At 68.8% G+C, this 23,872-nt stretch carries 11 protein-coding genes; 2 read left to right on the top strand and 9 right to left on the bottom strand.

The features are described from left to right. Positions 1 to 124 precede the first annotated feature (124 nt). The 6 genes from ACIPQB_RS06030 to ACIPQB_RS06005 all read right to left on the bottom strand — a co-directional run bounded on the left by ACIPQB_RS06030 (position 125) and on the right by ACIPQB_RS06005 (position 12,854). Positions 125 to 2,764: a beta-mannosidase gene (locus tag ACIPQB_RS06030; protein WP_446484309.1), complete on the bottom strand. Its 2,640-nt coding sequence runs from the start codon at positions 2,762 to 2,764 to the stop codon at positions 125 to 127. Between the two features lie 14 nt (positions 2,765 to 2,778). Then, positions 2,779 to 5,097 carry a beta-N-acetylhexosaminidase gene (locus tag ACIPQB_RS06025; protein WP_446484308.1) on the bottom strand — a complete coding sequence of 773 codons (2,319 nt, stop codon included), beginning with the start codon at positions 5,095 to 5,097 and terminating at the stop codon, positions 2,779 to 2,781. A gap of 10 nt (positions 5,098 to 5,107) precedes the next feature. Continuing rightward, positions 5,108 to 6,190, bottom strand: a complete 1,083-nt coding sequence (locus ACIPQB_RS06020) for a glycosyl hydrolase family 18 protein (protein WP_446484307.1) — start codon at positions 6,188 to 6,190, stop codon at positions 5,108 to 5,110. A 23-nt stretch (positions 6,191 to 6,213) separates the two neighbouring features. Continuing rightward, positions 6,214 to 7,866, bottom strand: a complete 1,653-nt coding sequence (locus tag ACIPQB_RS06015; protein WP_446484306.1) for an alpha-L-fucosidase — start codon at positions 7,864 to 7,866, stop codon at positions 6,214 to 6,216. Next, positions 7,866 to 9,980, bottom strand: coding sequence for a glycoside hydrolase family 2 protein (locus tag ACIPQB_RS06010; RefSeq protein ID WP_446484305.1), 2,115 nt, complete (start codon positions 9,978 to 9,980; stop codon positions 7,866 to 7,868). Before ACIPQB_RS06010 ends, ACIPQB_RS06015 begins: the two co-directional genes overlap by 1 nt. Before the next feature lie 204 nt (positions 9,981 to 10,184). Further along, entirely contained in the window at positions 10,185 to 12,854 is a 2,670-nt protein-coding gene (locus ACIPQB_RS06005) for a TonB-dependent receptor (protein ID WP_446484304.1), read from the bottom strand. 591 nt (positions 12,855 to 13,445) lie between these two features. On the opposite strand from ACIPQB_RS06005, the gene ACIPQB_RS06000 reads away from it, so the two are divergent. Next, positions 13,446 to 14,186, top strand: a complete 741-nt coding sequence (locus ACIPQB_RS06000) for a GntR family transcriptional regulator (protein WP_446484303.1) — start codon at positions 13,446 to 13,448, stop codon at positions 14,184 to 14,186. 165 nt (positions 14,187 to 14,351) lie between these two features. On the opposite strand, the gene ACIPQB_RS05995 is transcribed toward ACIPQB_RS06000, so the two are convergent. Then, on the bottom strand, positions 14,352 to 17,360 hold the full coding sequence (locus ACIPQB_RS05995) for a glycosyl hydrolase family 28-related protein (protein ID WP_446484302.1): 3,009 nt from the start codon (positions 17,358 to 17,360) through the stop codon (positions 14,352 to 14,354). Positions 17,361 to 17,619: 259 nt separating this feature from the next. On the opposite strand from ACIPQB_RS05995, the gene ACIPQB_RS05990 reads away from it, so the two are divergent. Next, positions 17,620 to 19,650 (top strand): MGH1-like glycoside hydrolase domain-containing protein, encoded by a 2,031-nt coding sequence (locus ACIPQB_RS05990; protein ID WP_446484301.1) that lies wholly within the window; start codon positions 17,620 to 17,622, stop codon positions 19,648 to 19,650. A 290-nt stretch (positions 19,651 to 19,940) separates the two neighbouring features. Here the strand turns inward: ACIPQB_RS05990 and ACIPQB_RS05985 are convergent, their stop codons facing one another. Together ACIPQB_RS05985 and ACIPQB_RS05980 are read right to left on the bottom strand one after the other, a co-directional pair. Beyond that, positions 19,941 to 21,506 carry an alpha-N-arabinofuranosidase gene (locus tag ACIPQB_RS05985; protein ID WP_446484300.1) on the bottom strand — a complete coding sequence of 522 codons (1,566 nt, stop codon included), beginning with the start codon at positions 21,504 to 21,506 and terminating at the stop codon, positions 19,941 to 19,943. A gap of 50 nt (positions 21,507 to 21,556) precedes the next feature. Next, on the bottom strand, positions 21,557 to 23,359 hold the full coding sequence (locus ACIPQB_RS05980) for an IlvD/Edd family dehydratase (RefSeq protein ID WP_446484299.1): 1,803 nt from the start codon (positions 23,357 to 23,359) through the stop codon (positions 21,557 to 21,559). Between the last annotated feature and the right edge of the window lie 513 nt (positions 23,360 to 23,872).

Here is a 23,872-nt window from a genome sequence, read left to right as displayed (position 1 = left end):
GGGACCCAGGTGAAACCCACGAGCCGCTCTGGATGAATCTGGGTCCCGGCATTCGCCGGGATGAGCGGAGATTTGAGTTCGCGCCAACTCGGCCAGCGATCGCGATCGAACCATCCCCCGGCTCCTAGGGCGTCATCGGCGTGGTGGCGCCGTACAGCGTGCGCAGGGTCAGGGCTCGCTTCAGCTGGTCGAGCGAAGCCTTGGACGTCGCCTTGAGGGTGACGCTGTCGCCGGGCGGCAGGTCGAAGGCGTTGTCCGACAGCCTCACGTCGAGGTCGCCGAAGTCCAGCCAGACGGCCCGCGCCAGCTTGGCGGCCTTGATCGTCACCGCATAGCCGTCGCCGGTCTTCGACCAGGCTGCGGTCAGACCGGGATTCGGCAGGGCCATGGCCTTGGCCGGAACCTGGGTGACCACGCCGCGCGAGATCACCTGGCCGCCTTCGATCAGCTCGACCACCGCCAGGGTCCGGGCCGGGTCGGCGCCCTTGAACAGCTCGGCGTCGCTCAGCCTGGCCACCGGGGTCGCCGCCAGCGGCGCGAGCACCGCGTCGGCCGTGCTGTCGGACAACAGCTTGCCGTCGACGTCCATCACCCGCACCCGCCAGCGGACCGGGGCGGCGGTCGTGCGGTCCGACAGCAGAGTGATCGTCGTCGCGCCCTGGTCATGCACGGCCGCGACCGCCACTGGCGCGTAGAAGCGGCGGGCGTGATAGTGCAGCGCCTTCCAGCGGTTGTAATAGTCGAGGCTGGACCACGAGGCCCCCGGCCAGACGTCGTTGAGCTGCCAGTACATCGAACCCATAGTCTGGGGCCGGGACGAGCGGTGGTGCAGCGCCGCCAGCTCGATGCCCTCGGCCTGCATCACCTGGCTCAGATAGACGAAGTCCGCGAAGCTCTTGGGCTCGCCGTAGTTGCGGCGGATGTAGAACAGGATCCGGCTGTTGCCCTCGCCCTTGGCGTACTTCTGGTGGGCCCGCATCACGGCGGAATCGACCGACAGGTCCTGCGGCTTGGCGAAGGCCTTCAGGGTCCGCATTTCCGGCAGCGATTGCAGGCCGTATTCCGACATGAAGCGCGGGGTGACGTGGAGATATTCCTCGACCGGCAGCGACCCGCCCCAGACGCTCCAGTAGTGGCGGTCGCCGTCAGTCAGCTGGTCGGCCGGACCGTCATAGTCGGTGCTCGGCGACCCCGCCCAGTACGGGGTGTCGGGGTCGTTCTCGGCCACCGCGCCGCGCAGCACCTGGCCGAACAGCGTGGTCATACCGATGACGATCCGTTCGCGCTCGTCGGCCGAGATCGCGGTCTTGAAGGCGACGCGGTCGCTCCAGTTTTCCCAGCCGGTCTGGACCTCGTTGTTGCCGCTCCACAGCACGATGCTGGGATGGTCGCCCAGGCGCTTGACCTGCTCGACGGCCTCGACCCGGGTGTTCTCGCGGAACGCCACGTCATAGGGCGGGATGGCGCCGCCGAACATGAAGTCCTGCCAGATCATCAGGCCCATCTCGTCGGCCATGGCGTAGAAGGCGTCGCTCTGATAGTGGCCGCCGCCCCACATCCGCAGCATGTTCATGTTGGCGTCGCGGGCCGATTGCAGGATCGCCTTCATCTGCGCGTCGGTGACCCGCGGCGAGAAGCTGTCGAAGGGGATCAGGTTGGCCCCCTTGGCGAACACCGGCACGCCGTTGATCACGAAGGCCATGCTCTTGCCCCAGGCGTCGGCCTCGCGGCGCACCTCGACGGTGCGCAGGCCGCTGCGGCGCTCGGCCGTGGCCAGGGTCTGGCCGTCGAGGCTGACCGCGGCGCTGAAGCGATAGAGGTTCTGGGCGCCGTAGCCGGCCGGCCACCACAGCTTGGGCGCGGCGATCGGCACGGCGACCGGGATGCGGTTCAAGCCGGGGGCGAGGGTCACGGTCTGGCTGACCGTCGGCAGGGCCTGGCCGTCCGGCGTGGTCGGGGTGACGCTCAGCACCACGCTGCAGGTCGCGTCGGCCTCGATCTCGAACTCGGCCGACAGCCGGGCGTTGTCGGCGCTCAGCTGGTCCTGGCGGATGCGGAAGCCGTCGAGCCGGGCCTCGTCCCAGGCCTCCAGCCGCACCTCGCGCCAGATCCCCTCGGTGACATAGCGCGGACCCCAGTCCCAGCCGTAGTGATAGGGCGACTTGCGGACATAGGTCGAGGTGTGCTTGGCCGGCGGCTCGTCGCCGAAGGCGGAGTCATAGGCCCCCGGCAGCACATAGGGCCGCTTGAGGATGTCGGGCTGCAGTTTCTTGATCGGCGACTTGAAGTCGATGGTGATCAGGTTGGCGCCCGGCTTCAGCACCGCCTTGACCGGCACGCGCCAGCGGCGGTGCTGGTTGTCGGCCGACAGCAGCTTCGTGCCATTGACCGAGACCTCGGCGAAGGTGTCCAGGCCCTCGAACACCAGGTCGACATGGTCGCGGGCCAGCAGGGCGGCGTCGGCGTCCAGCGTGCGCTGGTACTGCCAGTCGGCCAGGCCGATCCATTGCAGTTGGGCCTCGTTGGCGCCGGCGAACGGGTCGGGGATGCGGCCCGCCGCCAGCAGGTCGGTCTGCACCGTGCCCGGCACGGTGGCCGGTCGCCATGGCAGCTCGGCCGCATGGGTCTTGGCCGCCGCGTCGGCGGGGTCGAGCCGGAAGCTCCAGCCCTGGTCGAGGCCGCGGGTCTCCACCGGACCGGCGACGGCGGCGGTCGCCGAAACCGCCAGGGCGGCGAGGGCGAACAGGACGGAACGGACGGGCATGGCGATCACGTCTCTCATGGGGTCGGCGAGCGGGGCGTCAGGGCCAGGGCCTCGACCGTGTAGAACGGCCCCGACAGCGGCGCTGTGAACAACAGGCAGAGGTCGGAGTCGCCGGTCCCCGGCGGCAGGCTGGCCTGGAACTTCAGGCGGTTGTCGGCCGTGGCCGGGTTGGGCAGGGCGAAGGTCGCGGCCACCGGCCCTTCGCAGCCGCCGGTGCGGACGATCAGCTCGCCGTACTGGGTGGCGTTGTAGTGCCAGCGGACCTTGTCGGTGTCGCCGGCCAGGCCGTAGTGGCGCGCCAGGCGCGCGACCTTGACCTCGAAGCCGCCGGCTTGGTCCAGCGGCGCGGCCGGATAGATCGCGCAGGCGTCGAACAGGTTGATGTTGAAGGCCGGCGCGTCGGCCGTGGCCTCGGAGGTCAGCGGCGCGCGCAGGCCCAGCTCGCCCTGGGGACAGGCGGTCAGTTCGGCGTTGCCGCGGGTCAGCAGGGCCGTGCGGCCCAGGTCGAAGGCGCGCGGCGCGGCTGTCGGCCGGCCGTCGGCGGTGAAGGCGGCGGCGCGGACCGTGGCGCCGACCGGAACCTTCAGCGGCTGGGCGTAGAGCGGCGACCGCGCGGTCGGGGTCTTGCCGTCGAGCGTGTAGCGGATCTGGCCGAAGCCGGCCTGGGTGGACAGGGCGAGGCTGGCCTGGCCCGAGCGCAGGGCCGCGCCGCGGCCGCCGTCGAGGGCGAAATTGACCGCGAAGGCCCCGTCGGCGGCTTCGATCCCCTGGCGGGCGTAGCGCAGGCGCTGGGGATCGAGCCGGGCCAGGAACCCCGTCCAGTCGCGCTTGTCCTTCGGCGACCAGGTGATCTCCGACACCGCGTCCAGGCGCGGGAAGATGGCGTGGCGCAGCTGGGCCGGGGTGACCAGAAGTTCGGTCCAGGCGTTGGCCTGGGCGCCCAGCACATGGCCGGCCTTGTCGGCGGCGATGCCCTTGGGCATCGGCTCGTAAGCGTAGACGTCCTTCAGGGTCATGATCGACATCCGGCCGGGCGGCTCGTCGGCGCGGGTGCTCTGCAGGCTGTCCAGATAGAGGGTCGGGGCCGGCGACAGCACCACGTCATGGCCCTGGTTGGCGGCGTCGATCGCCCCCTGCTCGCCCCGCCACGACATCACCGACGCCGAGGCCGGCAGGCCGCCCTCGAGGATCTCGTCCCAGCCGATCAGCCGGCGGCCGTGGGCGGCCAGGTAGGTGCCCAGATGGTCGATGAACCAGCTCTGCATCTCGTGCTCGTTCTTCAGCCCGAGTTCGCGCATCTTGGCCTGGATGGCCGGCGAGCGCTGCCACTGGTCCTTGATCGCCTCGTCGCCGCCGACATGGATGTAGGTCGAGGGGAACAGGGCCATCACCTCGTCCAGCACCCCTTCGATGAAGGTCAGGCTGGGCTGGTCGACGTCGAACAGATAGGGATTGACCCCCCAGTCGACCGAGACCGGCGGCCGGTCGCCGAACACCCCGACCTCCGGATAGGCGGCGACGGCGGCCTGGGCGTGGCCGGGCATGTCGATCTCCGGCACGACGGTCACCGAACGCTCGCGGGCGTAGGCGACCAGGTCGCGGATCTGGTCCTGGGTGTAGAAGCCGCCGTAGCGCTGGCCGGACGACGGCTCGCCGGCCGTCGGCGGCGTACGCCAGGCCCCGATCTCGGTCAGCTTCGGATAGCGCTTGATCTCCAGCCGCCAGCCCTGGTCGTCGGTCAGGTGCAGGTGCAGCACGTTCATCTTGTGCGCGGCCATGGCGTCGATCAGCGGCTTCAGCGAGTCGGCCGGCTGGAAGTGGCGGGCCACGTCGACCATGATCCCCCGCCAGGCGAAGCGCGGCTGGTCGCGGATGACGAGGGCCGGAACCTTGACCGGCCGGCCGAACGCCGCGTCGGGGCTGAGCAGCTGGGCCAGGGTCATGGCCCCGTAGAGCAGGCCGGCGTCGTCCTTGGCGGCGATGCGCGCGCCCTTCGGCGTCACGGTCAGCACATAGCCCTCGGCCGCCGTCACCGACGGGTCGCGGACCAGGACGATCGCCCCCGCCCCGCCGGCCTGCGCGACGAGGTCCAGGCCCCGGGTCTGCTTGACCTGGCCAGCCAGCAGCCGGGCCGCCGACAGGGCCGCGGCGTCGTCGGCCGGCGTGGCGATCACCGCCCCCGAGCGCACCACCAGCGCGCCCTTGCCGGGGGCCAGCTCGGCCGGGACCGGGATGATCGGCGCCGGCGCGGCGGCCAGGGCGGCCCCGGCGCTGAGGGCCAGGGACAGGACCGCCAGGCTGGCGGCCGCGAGACGGCGGGCGGGTCGCGACATGGATCGATCCTCAGCGCTTGACGACGGGCAGTTCGTTCCAGATCGCCGGATCCTCGGAACCCAGGACCCAGGCGCTGAAACCGTTCAGGCGGTACTGTTTGACCACGTCATAGCGGACCTTGAAGCTGCGGGCGTCGGGCATCGACACCCACTCGTTCATCTGGTCGCGATAGAGCACGTACCAGCTTTCCTTCTGGACATCGTCCCATTGCACCTTGACGCCGTATTCGCGGGCCATCGGCATGGACTCGTCGGCGTCGAAATAGACGCCGGTGATGTTGACGGCCTCGGTCCCGTCGGGCTTGACCGGGCTGTCGGCGAACCAGCGATAGCCGTAGAGGGCGATGCCCAGCGACAGCTTCTGGGGCGGGATGACCTTCAGCGCATAGTCGAGGTTCTCCATCACCCAGGGCATGCCGCCGACCGGGCCCGGCGGGGTCCAGCGGGTGTGCTGGTCATAGGTCATCAGGCTGACCTCGTCGGCGATCTTGCCCAGGGCCTCGATGTCATAGGCGCCGCGCCAGTATTCCCACATCCACTTGGAATAGGCGCCCTTGCCCGGATGGCCGGGAGCGTTGGGCACCACGGCCACGCCCATGGTGAAGCCGTTGGCGTGCAGGGCGTCGGCGGTCTGCTTGGCCATCAGGGTGAAGGCGTCGCGGTCCAGATAGCTGATGTTCTCGAAGTCGAAGTGGAAGCCGACATAGCCGTTGGCCTTGGCCTCGCGGACCAGGGCCTCGTTCATCGCCTTCTTGGCCGCCTCGTCGTGCACCAGCTGGTGCAGGCCGGCCCGCTCGCTCAGCGAGATGATGGGCATCACCGGCAGCCGCGCGGCCTTGGCCTTGGCCAGCACGCCGGGATTGGCCGCGCCGGTGACCAGGCCGTCCTTGGTCACCCCGTACCAGGTGGGGACCAGCAGGCCGATCTTGTCGATGTTCTGCTCGAAGGAGCGCGTCGATTTGGGCGTCTCCATCATGTAGAACAGCGCCACCGGCTGGGCGGGCGCGGCGGCCTTGCTCTGGGCGTGGGCGCCGCCGGCGAGGGCCAGCCCCAGGCTGAGCGCGAGCAGGGTTCGAGTCATGGTGCGGCGCATGGTGGCCCCCTTTGTTCAGCTAACTAGGCGAGGTCGATACGATAGACGTAGGCGGGATGGCCGGCCGGCTGGCCGCCGACCGCCAGGCGCAGCCCTTCGGGCGTCTGGGTGAAGGCCACGGGACGGCCGGTGCTCAGGGCGGTGACGCCGCGGACCGCGTCGGTCGGCTTGATCGCGGCGATCACCGCCTCGGGACCGTCCGGTTCGCTCAGCTGCAGGGCGTAGAGCCGGCCGTCGCGGGTGGTGAAGCGGAAGTCCCGGGCGGTGTAGGGCTTGGTCTTGGTTTCCTGGAACGAGCCGTCGGCGATCTCGGTCGGGCCCTCGCCGAACACCCGCCAGGCCCGCGAGCCGTAGATCGCCTCGCCGTTGCGCTCCAGCCACTGGCCCATGGCCAGCAGGGTGTCGCGGGCGGCCGGCGGGATGCTTCCATCGGCGTGCGGGCCGACATTGAGCAGCAGGTTGCCGTTCTTGGAGACCACGTCGATCAGCAGGTGGATCAGCTGGACGGGGCTCTTGTAGGTGTCGTTCTCGATGAAGCCCCAGGCCTTGTCGCTGATCGAGGTGCAGGTCTGCCACGAGGTCGGCTGGATGTCCGGCGCCTGGCCGCGCTCGATGTCGAGCACCCCCGCCCCGATCGGCATCGCGCCGAGCTTGTAGTTGACCACCGCCTGGCGGCCCTGGGCGGCCTTGCTGTTGTAGTACTGGGCCAGCATGGCCGGCAGGGCGGCGCGGAACTCGGCCTTGCCGATCCACCAGTCGAAATAGATCAGCTCGGGATCATAGAGCTCGACCAGTTCGGCGGTGCGCGCCAGCCAGTCGTCGACCCAGGCCGGATAGACGGCGGTGAAATCGCCGAACAGGTCGGAGTCGTCCTTGCCCATCAGCCGCAGCTGGGCCGGGCCGTAGAGCTCCAGATAGCGCGGATCATTGACGTCGGAGGCGATCTTGCGGCCTTCGTCGAAGAACCAGTTATGCTCGGCCCGGTGGCTGGAGAGGCCGAAATGCAGCCCCTCGGCCCGGGAGGCCTTGGCGAAAGCGCCGATCAGGTCGCGCTTGGGACCGGTCTTGACCGCCGTCCAGTCCGACAGGCGGCTGTCGTACATCGCATAGCCGTCATGGTGCTCGGCCACCGGCACCACATAGCGGGCCCCGGCCTGCTTGAAGAGCCGGGCCCAGGCGGCCGGATCATAGGCCTTGGCGGTGAACTGCGGGATGAAGTCCTTGTAGCCGAAGCGGTCCTGCGGCCCGTAGGTGGCGACGTGGTGCTCGTATTCCTTCGAGCCCTGCTGGTACATCAGCCGCGAGTACCACTCGCCGCCGAACGCCGGCACCGAATAGACCCCCCAATGGATGAAGATCCCGAACTTGGCGTCCTGGTACCAGAGCGGCGGCTGGTAGGTCTGCAGCGACGGCCAGTCGGGGCGGAACGGGCCGGTGGTCGCCATGGTCCGGGCCCGCTTGAGCACCGCGGCGCGCGGGGCGTCGAACTTGGCGGCCGCCTTGCGCCAGGCCTGGTCGATCGCCTCCGGGCTGAGGGTCTTGGCGGTCGGGGCGGTGGGCGAGACCGGCTCGGCGGCCAGGACCGGGGTCGTCGTCGCCGCCGCGCCGACCGCCGCGGCGCCGAGGAAGGCGCGGCGGTCCAGGCCCTTGGAATGGGAGTCTTTGCTGTTGGCCATCAACGCACCGCCGGGCTGGAGGGAAGCTGCGCCGGATCGGGCGGGAACGGCGCCGAACCGAGCTTGAAGGGTCGATAGTCCGCCGTCTGGCCGCCGGCCCGAACGCCGGTGGAGGTCAGCACGTCCAGGGTCAGATGGACAAGGCCGTCGACCGGCTTGTCCCAGGCGCCCGTGACGGTGGTCGGCGCGGCGAGGTCGAGGTCGGCCGGCGCGCCCTGGCCGACCACCGCGCCGTTCTGGTCCAGGGCCGTCCAGCGGACCTTCAGGCCGGTCAGCGGATAGGACGGCAGGGCCCCGGCCGGGCGCGGCGCGAGCTTGGCGGTGAAGCCCTTCAGCCCCCCCTCGCCCACCGTCCAGGCCACCGCCGCGTCGAGGGCGCGGTTGCGCTGCTCCCAGGCCGCATAGGACGGCTTGCGCTGGCGGTATTCGTCGACCACCCCGTGGTCGACATAGCCGTCGACCGACCCGGCATAGAGGTTCCGGTTGGAGTGGTAGTCCTGGTAGGTCCAGAAGATCGCGCCGCCGACGAAGGGGCGCTTCTCGAACGCCGCCATCTGGCCCAGCAGGTTGTCGATCCGGGCCGCGTCGGCGGCCTTGGGATCGGCCGAGAACGGGCCTGGCCAGCCGAACTCCGAGATCACCAGCATCTTGTCGGGATAGGCCTTGGCGAAGAAGTCGAGCCACGGCTCGACCGAGTCCGCCCCGCCGCTCCAGGTGCCGAAATAGGCGTTGGCCATCACGAAGTCGGCCTCGCGCAGGGCCTGGGCCGGCTTCCACGGCGCGATCGAGACGTCGGAATCGGCGAAGGTCACGAAGCGGCCGGGATCGATGGCGTTGATGTGGGCCTTCATGGCCCGGAAGAACGCCAGGCCGCCGGGCTTGGAGGCGTCGCTCTCGTTCATCACGCTCCAGGCCAGCACGCTGGGATGGTTGCCGGCCTCGGCGATCATCTCACCCATCATCTGTTTGGCCAGGGGCAGCAGCCGCGGATCGGCCAACTGGGCCTCGGTCATCTGCCAGATCGGGATCTCGGGGATCAGCAGGATGCCGTCGCGGTCGGCGGCGTCGAGCACGGCCTGCGGCTGGGGATAGTGCACCGGCCGGGTCAGGGTGACGTGCAGCGCCGCCAGGTCGTTCCAGTCCTGGCGGATGGTGCCGGCGCTCTCGGCCTGGCCCTCCCAGGGCGAGTCCTGGTGGCGGGTCATGCCGGTCAGTCGCACGGCCTGGCCGTTGACGTAGAGCCGGCGGTCGCGGATCTCGATCCTGCGGAAGCCGACGGTGTCGGCGCGCTGGTCCAGCAGCCGGCCGTCCTCGCCGCGCAGTTCGACCGACAGCCGGTAGAGCCTGGCCGCGCCGACGTTCCACAGCTGCGGCCGGGCGACCTCCAGGCTCAGGGCCGGCGCCGCCGCGCCGCCCGCCGCCACCCGCAGCGCCTGCTCGGCCCGGGCCACGACGCGGCCGTCGGGATCTTCGAGACTGGCCGCCAGGCGGTAGTCATGGGCCCGGGCGTCGACGTTCTCGACCTGCACCCGGGTCAGGGCCGTGGCGCGGTCGGCCGCCAGCGTCTGGGTGATGGTCTGCCGGCGGATCAGGCCCTGGTCGGCGGCGCTCAGCCAGACGTCGCGCAGGATCCCGCCGTTGCGCCACCAGTCGTACCAGACATTGCCCGAGGCCTGCAGCCGCATGGCGTAGCCGGGGATGGTCGCAAAGCCCGGCCGGTTGTCGATGGCCACGGCGATGCGATTCTCGCCCGGGCGCAGCAGCTTGCCGACGTCCAGGTGATAGGCCGTGAAGCCGCCCTCGTGGCCGCCGGCCTCGACGCCGTTCACGAACACCCGGCTCTTGTAGAAGGTGGCGCCGAAGTTCAGCTCGACGTGCTGGCCCGCTAGGTCGGCGGGCAGGACCACGGTCTTGAAATACCAGCCGACGCCGTCGAAGGCCTGGTCCTGGCCAAGGTTCCAGGTGTGGGGCACGGTGACGGCGCGCGCCCCGTCCGGCGTCCGCCCAGCCCAGCCCTGGGCGAGGCCCTGGCCCTGCGGGTCGGTGCGAAACCGCCAGTCGCCGTCCAGATCGATCCGCACGGCGGCGGCCGCCGCCTGGGCGAAGAAGGCCATGAACAAAATCAGCAGGCGGGAAAGCAGGCCTGTCCTCGTCACGCGCTCACCACCCTCCCAGGCCGCTTCGAGCGGGTCGCCCGGCCAGACCCAGCCTAGACGCGCCCGCAATCATCTTCATCCGCTCGTCCGCTCCCCGGAAGAAAAAGAGGGCGGCCATCGCCTTGCAGTGCGACGGCCGCCCAGGGGGAGGAAGGGGAAGAACTACATCTTGTAGCTGAAGCTCAGGGCCAGCACGCGACCGTTCTTGTAGAAGGCGGTCGGCGCAGCCTTGTCGCCGCTGTACGAATAGTAGGTCTCGTCCAGCAGGTTCTGGGCGTTCAGGGTCAGGGCCATGCGGTCGGTGAACTGATAGGACGCCGACAGGTCGAGCTGGTTGTAGCCGTCCGTGCTGTCCTTGGAATTCAGGCGGCCGATGCCGGTGAAGTAGGACGAACGGTAGTTGTAGCTCAGGCGCGCCTGGAACGGACCCCGCTCGTAGTACGGGATGATGTTGACCGTGTACTTCGACAGGAACGGCATGTTGTAGTCTTTGACCTCGGCCTCGGCGTAGGAGACGTTGGTCTGAATGCCGAAGCCCCAGGCGATGTCGCTCTGGTAGGAGATCAGCAGGCCGGTGACCTTGGCGTCCTGCGCGTTGACGGGCGAGCTGACGCTGTAGGTCTCGTTCTGCTGCGTGTTCGGATTGAACAGGCTCATGTCCGTCGTCTTGGAGACGATGTACGAGCTGATGTCGCGGTGGAAGACTTCCGCCGAGACCAGAGCGCCTGGCCGGAAGTACCACTCGCCCGAGAGCTCGAGATTGAGCGCCTCGTAGGGCTTCAGGTTCGGATTGCCGCCGCTGGCCGTGTGGAAGGTGTCGCTGCGGGAGAACGAGCCGGCCAATTCTCCATAGCGAGGACGGGCGATCACCTTGGCGATGGCCCCACGAACGACGACGTCCGGGGTCACCGAATAGGCGACGTTGAACGACGGCAGGAACTTGTTGTAGTCCGTCGAAGTGGTCGCTGGGTTGAAGGTGTTGCCGTCGTCGGTGCTCAGCCAGTAGTGGGAGTCATCCTTGGTGCTGACGAAGCGGCCGCCGATGTTGCCGCGCCAACCGTTCTGCTCGAAATTGCCCTGCACATAGGCGTTGGCGATCTTCTCGTCGACCTTGAAGCTGGCGCCGTAGTCGGTCGAAAAGAACGAATACTTCCGCGCCATGATCAGGCGGATGACTTCCGCCTTGGGAATGGTGGTGAACTGGGTGGCGTTGCCGCTGGCGCCCAGGCCGTCGAACAGGTTCGAAGGCGTCTTGGCCGTTTCGATATCGGCCAGGCTGAAGGGCGTGTCCGAATAGTCGGAGGTGCCCGACGAGGTTTCCTGGTTGGTGTGGTCGGCGTATTTCAGGCCGAACAGGATCTTGGTGAACGGACCCCATTCCACGTCACGCTTGAAGTCGATCTGGCCGTAGGCTTCCTCGTCCGAGGTCACGCCCTTGTAGACGCCGCCCAGCTGGAAGCCGGTGAAGGTCTGGCCGTTGCGGGTGACCGTGCCGTTCTTGCGGCTGGCGAAGGTGCCGGGGACGCTTGGATCGGCGGTGTAGTTCACCATCGTGTTCTTGCCGTCGAACTCGTAGGTGAAGCCGGCGCTGGTCATCGCCGAGAACAGGTATTCGGGGTCCTTGCCGCCGGTCGCCTTGGTGTAGCCGACGTCGGTGTGGATATCCCACGCGCCCGGCTTCCAGTTCATGGCCAGGTTCAGGCTGTCGTTCTTGATGGTGGTCTTGCGGAAGTTGGTGTCGAGCTGGGCGGTGTCGCCGTTCGACTTGGGACCGAAGACGCCCTTGGTCATCAGGCCGTTGTTGACCGTGGCCGCCTGCAGGGTGGTGGGCGTCCAGACGGCGACCGAATATTCCGCCTGGCTGTAGTTGTCGTACTTGCCGTCGATGTGCAGGCCGGTGGCCAGGAACTCCAGATCGTCGGTCGGCTTGTATTGCAGCGCGCCCGACAGGCCGACCCGCTCGCGGGTCTGCTCGAAATAGTCGAAGTTGATGCAGCACGGCAGGCGCGAAGCCCGCAAGGTGGCCAGGCTGGCGTTGGTCGGGGCCGCGCCGTTGATGGTCGGGCCGCCGGTGACATTGCCGTTGGCGTCATAGGTGAAGGCGCTGTCGAAGCTGTCGCCGCCGCTGTAGCCGAAATATTCGATGCCGGCCCGGGCCAGGTGCTGCTTGTCGTAGGTGGCGCCCAGCAGGACGCCGAAGGTGTCGGTGCTGTCCTTCCAGCTGTAGAGCCCCGAGGCGCGGGCGTTGCCCTTCTCGGAGCGGTCGTTATAGGCGTAGCCGGCCGAGGCCGAGAGGGTGTTGGCGTCCAGGTCCAGCGGCTTGCGCGTATGGACGATGACGGTGCCGCCCAGGCTGCCTTCGTCGATCCGGGCTTCCGGCGACTTGAAGACCTCGGCGCGGGCGACGATCTCGGGGGCCAGCAGCGAATAGTTGAAGCTGCGGCTCGACCGGTCGGATGGGTTGCCGCCCCAGTCGGCCGAGGCGATGCTGTGGCCGTCGATCAGCACGCGGTTCAGGGCCGGGTCGGTGCCGTGGATGGCGACCCGCTCGCCTTCGCCGAACTGGTGGTCGACGCTGACGCCGGGCACGTGAGCCAGGGCTTCGGCGACGTTGCGGTCAGGGAACTTGCCGACGCCGTCGGCGGTGATCACGTCGATGACCGCGTTGGCCTCGCGCTTGACCTGGATGGACTTCTTGAGGCTTTCGCGCAGGCCGGTGACGACGACCTCGTCGACCGTCGTGGCGCCGCTGGCGGCCTGGGCCATCGCTGCGCTGGTCACCGACATCCCCGCCAGCGCCGTGGTCAGCAGAATATATGATCTGAGGCTCATGTTCCGAGTCTCTCCCCTTTGGGCGCCGTAGCCCTCCCTCGCCAGACCGTCAGCGCGACGGCCGCTCAGAGCGTCCCAAGGCCAGGCCCATACCACCTAGGACCATTGAGATACCTGATACGACCAAGAGCCTAGGATTGGGCTTGCCGTGTCGTCAATTAGTAAATCAAATTCCATTTATATTTCACGCGAAGCTGTGCGAAATTGTTACATAGGGCGGCGGCGGCGGCCGACCGAAAGGTGCAGGGATTTTGGGGAGGTAATTATAAAATTCAATGAAAACAGTGATCTATATCGATCTCAATGGCGACCGTCGGCTGGCCACGGCGCCGCTCTTTTCACCAGCTGCGTGCCCAGCGTGGCAATTAAATAAATTTGATGATAGTTCTGGCGCGACCGCGGGTTGTCCTTTGGGTGGTCGCATCCCCTACAGCCTGGTCATGTTTCTTGAGGGCGTCATGAGTCATCGGCCGATCCCCGAACGTCTCGCGGAGCGATCCGCGACCGGTCGGCGCGCCTCGCCCTCCCCTCGCCCTTCGTCCCTGAGCAGCGCCGTCGCGCCCTTCCCCGGAGCCTTTAGGTAAACCGCCCATGTCCTTTTCCGACGTCGTCGGCCGGCTCGAATCCAGCGATTCCATGCCGCTCTACATGCAGCTCCAGCGGGTTCTGCGGAACGCCATCAATCGCCGGGTCCTGACCCAGGACGTGGCGATCCCGCCCGAGCGCGACCTGGCCGAGGAATATGCGGTGTCGCGGATCACCGTGCGCAAGGCGCTCAGCGGCCTGGTCGACGAGGGCCTGCTGAGCCGCCGCCGCGGTGCGGGCACCTTCGTCACCGGCAGGGTCGAGAAGAGCTTCTCCAAGCTGTCGTCGTTCTCCGAGGACATGCTGTCGCGCGGCCGCCGCCCGCACAGCGTCTGGATCAACCGCTCGATCGGCGCGGTCACCCCCGAGGAGTCGCTGTCCCTGGGCCTGTCGCCGGGCGCGGCGGTCTATCGCTTCCACCGCATCCGCTACGCCGACGACGCGCCGATGGCCCTGGAATATTCCACCATCCCGGCCTACTGCCTGCCGTCGCTGAACGCCGTCGAGGACTCGCTCTACGACGCCCTCGACCGGGCCGGCTATCGCCCGGTGCGGGCCCTGCAGCGCCTGCGGGCGGTCAGCTTTTCCGACGACCAGGCCGAAACCCTGGGCGTCTTCCCGCGCGACGCCGGCCTGCTGATCGAGCGGCGCGGCTTCCTGATCGACGGCCGCGCGGCCGAGTTCACCCAGTCCTATTATCGCGGCGACGCCTATGACGTGGTCGCCGAGCTCAACAGCGCCAGCTAGGGCGCCGGGCTAGCGGGATGAGATCGCCCTTCACCCGTCTCCCCGGCGAAGGCCGGGGCCCAGATCATAGGGCTGTGTCTTTCGGATAAGCGTGCGGCGCCACGGCTGAATCTGGACCCCGGCCTTCGCCGGGGAGACGGCTTAGGGTCGGGCCTTGTCCTGCCCCTAGAGCCCCGCCGCATAGAGACTGTGGTGGCTCAGGATGAACAGGGTGCGGCGGTCGGGACCGCCGAAGATCAGCTGTATCGGCCGCTCGGGAACCTGGATCTGGCCCAGTTCGCGGCCGTCGCGGTCGTAGACGAACACCTGGCCGTTGGCGACATAGACTCGGCCGTCCGGCCCCTGGACGACGCTCTCGCCGCCGCGGTTGGCGAAGGGCTTCAGATCGGTGACCGCCCCGCCCGGGCCGACCAGGCCGCTATAGGTGCGGTCCTCCGAGCCGTTGCTGAGGAACACCCGCGCCCCGACCTTGGCGGTGACCAGGCCATAGGCGTCCAGGGTGTCGGAGAACCGCCAGCCCAGGTGGTTGGGCGGTCCCTGCTGGACCACCCGGAAGGCCGGCAGCACCAGCGAGCCGTCCGGCGAGACATATTGCCGGGCCTTGGGCCTGGCCATGTCGCGGGCGAACATCTCGGCCAGGGTCGTGAAGCGGTAGGTGTCGCGATCGATCTGGTCGCGGAACTCGCCATTGTTCCACAGATTGCCCGGCAGGGCGGTCAGCGCCCCGGCATGGTCGGCGACCGGGGTGGGCCGGATCACCTGGACCTGGCCGTCCGGCGCGCCGGGCTTGAAGGCGTAGACCGTCGCCTCTGGACCGTCGGAGGACAGCACCAGCAGGTCGCCTGAACCCTCGAACACCAGGTTGACGGGGTCCAGCACATGATCGCGCTCGGTGACCAGGCCGCGGTCCTTCGACCAGCTCCAGATCCGCTGCCTGGCCCGCTCGACGAAATAGAGCTTGCCGGCCGCGTCGACCGCGGCGCCGGAGATCGAATGGAAGCCGTCCTCCAGCCTTTCCACCTTGGCCAGGCTTGGGGTCGCCGGGGCGGTGGGGGTCATCGGCACGTCGAGCGCGGCGAACTCGCGCTCGCGGACCTCCAGCTTGTGGGTGACATCCTGGATCGCGGTCTCGAACGGGAACTTGCTGGCCCGCAGATAGGTCCCGCAGCCGCCGGCGTCGCAGAAGGCGAAGCCGCTCTCGGCGTTGACGTGGACATTGCGGAAGCGGATGTCGCCGCTGTCGTAGAGCCTCACCGCCGCCGGGGCCGGCTTGACCGAGCGGGTGACGCGATAGGCGTGGTAGTTGGCGAACAGCAGATTGCGCGAATTGCGGATCTCCAGCGACACCGCGTCCTGGCCGTCCAGCCCCGCCTCCTGCTCGGTCTGCGGGGCCAGGAACTCCCAGTTCTCGACCCCGTCGAGCACGATCTCGGCCCGCACATGGTGCTCGGCCGACAGCTCGTAGACATGGCCGGGAGTCCTGGTGTTCGACACATAGAACCCCGCCTGGGCGTAGGTGTTGGGGCTCCACAGGTTGGTGAAGGTCCCGCCGCCGCCGTCGGTGACCCAGATGCTGGGATACTGGCCGTCCCAGCGCTTGCGCGGGTCGGGGTCGGCGGTGTGGGTGGCGTTGTAGGAATCGAAGCGGGAGCCGTCGGCCAGGGTCGTACCGTGGCCGCCTTGGATCTTGACGTCGTCGACCAGGGAGTCCGCGCCGGCCTTCCACAGCAGGGCCGTGGCTCGCGGATTGATGCCGCCGGTGAACAGGCCCAGGCCGGAGACCATGGCGTCGCCGCCCCGGGCGCTCTCGATCAGGGCCTTGGGCCCGCCGCCGCCGGCATAGGCCGGCAGGCCGTCGGGCAGCACGATCTGGGTCAGGCTGGGATGCAGGCCGATCAGCACCGTGTCGGGCTTCAGCCTCAGGGTGTCGCTGACCACATAGCGGCCCATCGGGAAGTACAGCACGCGGTGGCCGTCGATCGCGGCCTGCAGCGCGGCGGTGTCGTCGGTGAGGTTGTCGCCCTTGGCGCCCAGGGCCTGGACATTGGTCCATTCGGCCACCGGCGGCAGGGGGCGGACGGCGCGGGCCGCCGGCTTGGGCCAGGCGGCCAGCGGCGCGGCCTCGAAGCTGGTGGTGAACTTGCCGGTCGCCCCGAGGCCCGGCAGGGCCAGGCCGTAGCTGAACGCCTTGACCTGGTAGCGGCGCCCCGTCCCGGCCACGGCCTTGCCGCTGTCGCGGAAGCGGGCGAAGGTCGGCACGTTGTCGGCCAGGGCGTTGTCGAAGCCGACCTGGGTGTAGGCGTTGTCCTCGTTGCTGACGATCACCGCGGCCTTCGAGACGTTCTCGAAACGGACGTCCTTGCCCCACAGCCAGTCGCCATAGCCCTCGTCGATCTCGATCCCGACCGGCACGTTGCGGATGCGGGTGTTGACCAGGGTCAGTCCGGCCTCGTGCTCGCGGATCGCCGCGTCGCGCTGACCCTCGAAGCTGGAGTCGATCAGGGTGAAGGGCCAGGCCGGCGAGGTCTTCTCCGCCAGAATCCCGTAGCGGCCGCCGAAGAACCGCAGGTCCTCGGCCTCGTTGCCGACCTGGTAGACCCCGGCCAGGCCCGAGCCGATGTGGAAGTCGATGTGGCGCAGATAGGCGTGCTGCGCGGCGTGGAAGCGCACCGCCGTGGCGGCCGGATTGCCGTCCCCGATCTCGAAATCGACATTGCCGAGGGCCGGGTAGAAGGTGCCGGAATTGGCGTCGGCGACCTTGTCGTCGGCGGGAACGAGGTCGGGCAGCGGGACCGGGACCGGCTTGTCGGAACCCGGGCCGGTTCCGGGGAACACCACCATGCTGGCCACGCCCTTCTGGAAGCCGGGGGTGCGATCGGCCAGCACCAGGACCGGGCGCGTGGGCCCGACCCCGATCAGCCGCACGCCGGGCCAGACCAGCAGGGTGCGGGTCAGGGTGTAGCGGCCCGAGGGCAGGAACACGACGCCCCCGCCCCCCTTGGCCGCCGCCGCGTCGAGCGCGGCCTGGATGGCGGCGCCGTCCCCGGCCTTGCCGGGCTTAGCGGCGACCGTGACCGCCCGCGCGTCGACCGGCGCGGAGAGATAGACGGACCCGGCCCAGGCCGGGACCGGCGCGACGCACAGCAGGGCCGCCGCAACTGATTTCCATCCCACGTCGTCGCACCCGATTCTGGCTGTTCGGGAACGCCGGGCCCGCCGGGCTTCCGCCGATCCTGCGATGTGAATAGTCGCCTTCGCGGCGGGCGACGACTACGACCATGGTCGTAACCGCCGAACGCCCTGTCACGCCAGCCCGCGTGGGCGGCGGGGCGCCGCCGGCGGCAAGATTTGCTGGCGACCGTCCGCGGGTCTGGCTAAGTACTCAGACAAATGCCTGGAGGGGAAACGCATGGCGCAAAGGTCTGGAGCGGGCTTGCGGATCGCCGCGGCGGTCTGGGGGACGGCGTGGCTGAGCCTGGCGCCGGCGCTGGCCGCGGCGGCTCCCCCGAATGGCGCCGCGCCGATCGACGCCCATGCCGTCGCCGTCGCCCGATTCGGCCACGACGCCCCCTGGTACGAGGGCAATGTCCCGCTGTTCGAGTCGTCGGACCCCAAGCTGGACGAGATCTACTACTACCGCTGGCGGGTGTTCCGCGCCCACCAGCGCGACCTGGGTCCGCGCGGCTACATCACCACCGAGTTCCTCGACGACGTCGGCTGGCAGCGCGAGCCCTATGCCAGCCTCAACGACGCCTCGGCCTTCCACATCCAGGAGGGCCGCTGGCTGCACGACCGGCGCTATGCCGGCGACTATATCGACTTCCTGCACAGCCAGGGCGGCAACGACCGCCACTTCAGCGAATCGATCGCCGACGCCACCTGGGCCCGGTTCCTGGTCGACGGCGACCAGGCGGCCGCGACCCGGCACCTGGCGGTGATGAAGCACATCTACGCCCTGTGGGACGACCATTATGACTTCGACAAGAAGCTGTACTGGGTCGAGCCGCTGGCCGACGCCACCGAATACACCATCAGCTCGATCGACGCCTCGGGCGGCAAGGACGGCTTCTCCGGCGGCCAGGCCTTCCGGCCCTCGATCAACAGCTACATGTACGCCAACGCCCGGGCGATCAGCCGGCTGGCGGCCCTGACCGGCGACAAGGCCACGGCCGCCGACTACGCCGCCAGGGCCGCCGACCTGAAGGCCCAGGTGCAGAAGAGCCTGTGGAGCCAGGACTTCGCCCACTTCATCGACCGCTACAAGGTCAACAACGAGCATGTGAAGTACTGGGACCCGATCCGCGGCCGCGAGCTGGTCGGCTACCTGCCCTGGACCTTCGGCCTGCCGGACGACACCCCGGCCTATGCGGCGGCCTGGAAGCACGCGATCGATCCGAACGAACTGGCGGGCCCCGCCGGCCTGCGCACGGTCGAGCCGTCCTACGAATATTACATGCGCCAGTACCGCTACATCAAGGAAACCGGCGAGCGCGAGTGCCAGTGGAACGGGCCGGTCTGGCCGTTCCAGACCACCCAGGCCCTGACCGGCCTGGCCAACCTGCTCAACGATTATCATCAGTCGGTGATCACCCGCGCCGACTACGCGCGGATGCTGGCCCAGTACACGGCGCTGCACTTCAAGGACGGCAAGCCCGACCTGGAGGAGGACTATGACCCGGCCACCGGCAAGGCCATCGTCGGCCTGGCCCGCAGCCACCACTACAATCACTCCGGCTATGTCGACCTGGTGATCAGCGGCCTGGTCGGCCTGCGGCCGCGGGCCGACGACGTGCTGGAGGTCAATCCCCTCGCCCCCAGCGACCCGGCCGACCCGCATTTCCTGCGCTATTTCGCCCTGCAGGACGCGCCCTATCACGGCCACCGGATCAGCATCGTCTTCGACGCCGACGGCCGCCGCTATGGCCGCAAGGGGCTGGTGGTGTCGGTGGACGGCAAGGTGGTCGCCAGCGCCCCGACCCTGGCCAGGCTCACGGTCCCGCTGGCCCGCAAGCCGGCCGCGCCGATCGCCCGGCCGATCGACCTGGCGGTCAACCTGGTGCGCTCGGACTATCCCAAGGGTTCGGCCTCGGCCGGCGAGGATCCCAGGACCGTGCACCAGGCCCTGGACGGGCGGGTGTGGTTCTTCCCGGAGATGGCCAACGGCTGGTCGCCGGGCGCCGGCCAGGCCCAGCCGTGGTTCGCGGTCGATTTCGGCAAGCCGGTGTCGGTGCGCGCGGCCGAACTCAGCTTCTTCGCCGACGGCAAGGCCCTGGCGGCCCCCAAGGCCTATCGACTGGAGGCCTGGATCGGTGGGAAGTGGGTGGAAACCGCCAAGGTCGCTACGCCCCTCGACAATGGCGTCGACCGCACGACCTGGAAACCGCTGACGACCTCGAAACTGCGGGCGGTCTTCGACCTGGCCCCCGGCCAGGACATGCGGCTGGTCGAGATGAAGGTGTTCTGAGCCTCACCTTTCAACCGTCATCCCGGGCCTTGTGCCCGGGACCCATGGTTCAGCTGACGGCGAAGCAAAATGGCGCGCCTGCGCGCCAAACCCCTGCCCTTGCGGCGGACAAATGGGTCCCGGGCACAAGGCCCGGGATGACGGTGTGAAGGAAAAGCGGGGGAGCGCCAAGCTCCCCCGCCCGCGCCCTAGAGCCGGCCGCACGATGTAAGAATCGCGCGCCCGGCTCTAGGTTTTTACATTCGCATCGTTTCTGCGGAAAACCGGTGTCCACTTTTCCGCACGATGCTTTAGTTCAGATCCAGCACCACCACCGACTTGCTCGGCAGAGTGGCGGTCAGGACGTCGCCCTTGATCGAGGCCGTCGTGAAGGCCGCCGGCTTGACGGCGTTGGGGGCGTCGAAGGTGTTGTGGGCGGCCATGGTCGAGGCCGTCAGCACTCGGCCCTTGACCGCCTTGCCGGCCGCGCCCGTGAGCTTGACCGTCACCGTCGCCGACTTGTTCGGATCCACATTGACCAGCGCCAGGTGGACCACGCCCGCGGTGTCCCGGGCCGCCGAGGCGCTGACCGCCGGGACGCTGGACTTGCCCAGGGTATAGTTCGGGCTGTTGACCTCCAGCGGCAGCGAGGTCGCGCCCTGGAACGGCTTGTAGAGGTCGTAGACCCAGTAGGTCGGGGTCAGGACCATCTTTTCCTTGTCGGTCAGGATCATCGCCTGCAGCACGTTGACCATCTGGGCGATGGCGGTCAGCCGCACCCGGTCGGCGTGCCGGTGGAAGATGTTGAGGTTCAGGCCGGCCACCACCGCGTCGCGCATGGTGTTCTGCTGGTAGAGGAAGCCGGGGTTGGTGCCCGGCTCGACGTCGTGCCAGATGCCCCATTCATCGACATAGAGCCCGACCTTCTTTTCGGGATCGTACTTGTCCATGATGGCGCTGTGCTTGCTGACCAGCTCTTCCATGCGCTCGGTCTTGACCATGGTGTCGGCCCACAGCTGCTCGTTGAACTCCGTGGCCGAGCCCTTGTTCTTCCAGTCGCCGGTGGGGATGGTGTAGTAGTGCAGGCTCAGCGCGTTCATGTTCCGGGCCGCGCCGGCCATCAGGGTCTCGGTCCAGGCGTAGTCGTCGGCGTTGGGGCCGCTGGCCACCTTCACGGTGTTGGTCCCGCCCGGCACCCGCACGAACTCGGCGAAGTTGCGATAGAGATTGGTGTAGTGGGCCGCGGTCATCTGGCCGCCGCAGCCCCAGTTCTCGTTGCCGACCCCGAAGAAGTCGAGCTTCCAGGGCTTGTCGCGGCCGTTGGCGCGACGCATGTTGGCGATCGTCGACTTGGTCGGCGAGACCATGTACTCGACCCACTCGGCCATTTCCTGCGGCGTGCCGCTGCCGACATTGCCGGCGACATAGGTCTTGGCGCCGATCAGCTCGGCGAAGTCCATGAACTCGTTGGTGCCGAAGCTGTTGGGCTCCTCGACGCCGCCCCACATCACATTGACCTTGGTCGGGCGCTTGTCGCGCGGGCCGATCCCCTCGCGCCAGTGGTAGTCGTCGGCGAAGCAGCCGCCCGGCCAGCGCACGACCGGCACGTGGATCTGCTTCAGGGCCGCGACCACGTCGTTGCGATAGCCCTTGGTGTTGGGGATCTTGCTGTCCTCGCCGACCCAGACGCCCTCATAGATGCCCCGGCCCAGGTGCTCGGCGAACTGGCCGTAGACCTCCGGCTGGATCACGGCGCCGGGCTGGTCGGCGCGCAGGGTGGCGGTGACGGCGGTCTGGGCGACGGCGGCCCCGGCCGTGGCCAGGGCGGCGACGGCGAGGCCTGCGACGAGCGCGTGCTTCAGCGTGGTGAGCTTCACGATATTCTCCCTAGGTCGCCGTTCTCGGCGTTTGTCTTCGGTGGATTGGATCAGTGGTTGTCGCGCGGCAGGCCCTTGGTCTGGGCGATGCGCTGGTACTTGACGGCCGGCTCCAGGGCCGCCCCGGTCTCCATCTGGCCGACGATGGCCCGCTGGATCTCCTGCCAGGGCGTCTGGCTTTCCGGATAGGCGAAGCCGCCGGCCGCTTCGAGCGCGGCCCGACGGGCGACGATCTCCTTGGGGTCGATCAGCACGTCGACCCGCGACTTGCGCAGGTCGACCCGCACCCGGTCGCCGCTCTTCAGCAGGGCCAGGCCGCCGCCGGCCGCCGCTTCGGGCGAGGCGTTGAGGATCGAAGGCGAGCCGGAGGTGCCCGATTGGCGCCCGTCGCCGATGCACGGCAGCTGGTGGATCCCCTGCTTGATCAGGTAGTCGGGGGCCCGCATGTTGACCACCTCGGCCGCGCCGGGATAGCCGACCGGCCCCGCCCCGCGCATGAACAGCACGCTGCGCTCGGTGATGCCCACCGCCGGATCGTCGATCCGGTGGTGATAGTCCTCGGGCCCGTCGAACACCACCGCCTCGCCTTCGAAGGCGTCGGGGTCGGCGGGGTCGGACAGGTAGCGGTCGCGGAACTCCTTGGTGATCACGCTGGTCTTCATGATCGCCGAATTGAACAGGTTGCCGCGCATGACCACGAAGCCGGCGCGCTCGACCAGCGGCTTGTCGAACGGGCGGATCACCGCCTCGTCCTCGATCAGCGCGCCGCGATACTGCTCGCCGATGGTCTGGCCCGACACCGCCCGGGCGCCCTCGTGGATCAGGCCCTGGCCGATCAGCTGGCCGAACACCGCCGGCACGCCGCCGGCCCGGTAATAGTCCTCGCCCAGATATTCGCCGGCCGGCTGCAGGTTGACCAGCAGCGGCACCTCTTCGCCATGGGTCTGCCAATCGTCGACGCTCAGTTCGACGCCGATGTGGCGGGCCAGGGCGTTGAGGTGAATCGGGGCGTTGGTCGAGCCGCCGATCGCCGAATTGACGACGATGGCGTTGAGGAAGGCCTCGCGGCTGAGGATGTCGGACGGCTTGAGGTCCTCGCGCACCATCTCGACGATGCGCAGGCCGGTCTCGTAGGCGTTCTGCTGCCGGTCTCTATAGGGGGCGGGAATGGCGGCCGAGCCGGGCAGCGACATGCCCAGGGCCTCGGTCAGCGAGTTCATGGTCGTGGCCGTGCCCATGGTGTTGCAGTAGCCGGTCGACGGGGCCGAGCTGGCCACCAGCTTGATGAAGCCGGCATGGTCGATCTCGCCGGCCGCCAGCAGCTCGCGGGCCTTCCAGACGATGGTGCCCGAGCCGGTGCGCTGGCCCTTGTGCCAGCCGTTCAGCATCGGGCCGACCGACAGGGCGATGGCCGGGATGTTGACCGTGGCCGCGGCCATCAGGCAGGCGGGGGTGGTCTTGTCGCAGCCGATGGTCAGGACGACGCCGTCGATCGGATAGCCGTACAGGGTCTCGACCAGGCCCAGATAGGCCAGGTTGCGATCCAGGCCCGCGGTGGGCCGCTTGCCGGTCTCCTGGATCGGGTGGACCGGGAATTCCAGGGCGATGCCGCCGGCGGTGCGGATGCCTTCGCGCACCCGCTCGGCCAGCACCAGGTGGTGGCGGTTGCAGGGCGACAGGTCGCTGCCGGTCTGGGCGATGCCGATGATCGGCTTGCCCGACTGCAGCTCTTCCAGCGACAAGCCGAAGTTCAGGTAGCGCTCGAGATACAGCGCCGTCATGTCGACATTGTCGGGGTTGTCGAACCAGGCGCGCGAACGCAGGGCGCGGGGCGGAACGGCGGCAGAGCTCATGACGGTCCTTGATAGGGCGGCCCTTGATCGAAGAGGGGGCCTTGGGTCGGCGACAACGGCGGAGGCTGGCGGGAGGCCTGGAAGCTCGTTCCGCGGTCCCGCGAAACCTGCGACGCCCCGTTCGCTTCGCCCTTGTTCATTTGTCTGACTATACCGCTGACGCCGCGCCGTCAATCTGGCGGCGGCTCGGCTCGACAACGGTTGTGAGCCGCGCTTTCCAATTGAAGAAACTGACGATTCGCCGCCGCTAGTTGTCGGATGATAGCGCCGGCCAAGAGCGCCCTGGGCTCGAAAGATCCGGCCGCGGCGGGGCCATTCCGCCCGATTCGTCGCCCTGCCCCCCCGTGGCGGGGTCCGGTCGCCTGGGCCGCTAGGCTCACCGGGAACCCGGCGCCGGACACGCCCCGGGCCGTGGCCGCGTCCTCTTGCCGCACGGCGGCGCCGTCGACGTGAAAGTTATCCACAGGCCTTCTCCCTTCCCCCTGGAGGGGGGAAGGGCCGGGGATGGGGGTG

It is taken from the genome of Caulobacter sp. LARHSG274 (genome assembly GCF_052871235.1).
Note: the sequence above shows the minus strand (reverse complement) of the source record. Positions and strands in the feature narration are given on the sequence as shown.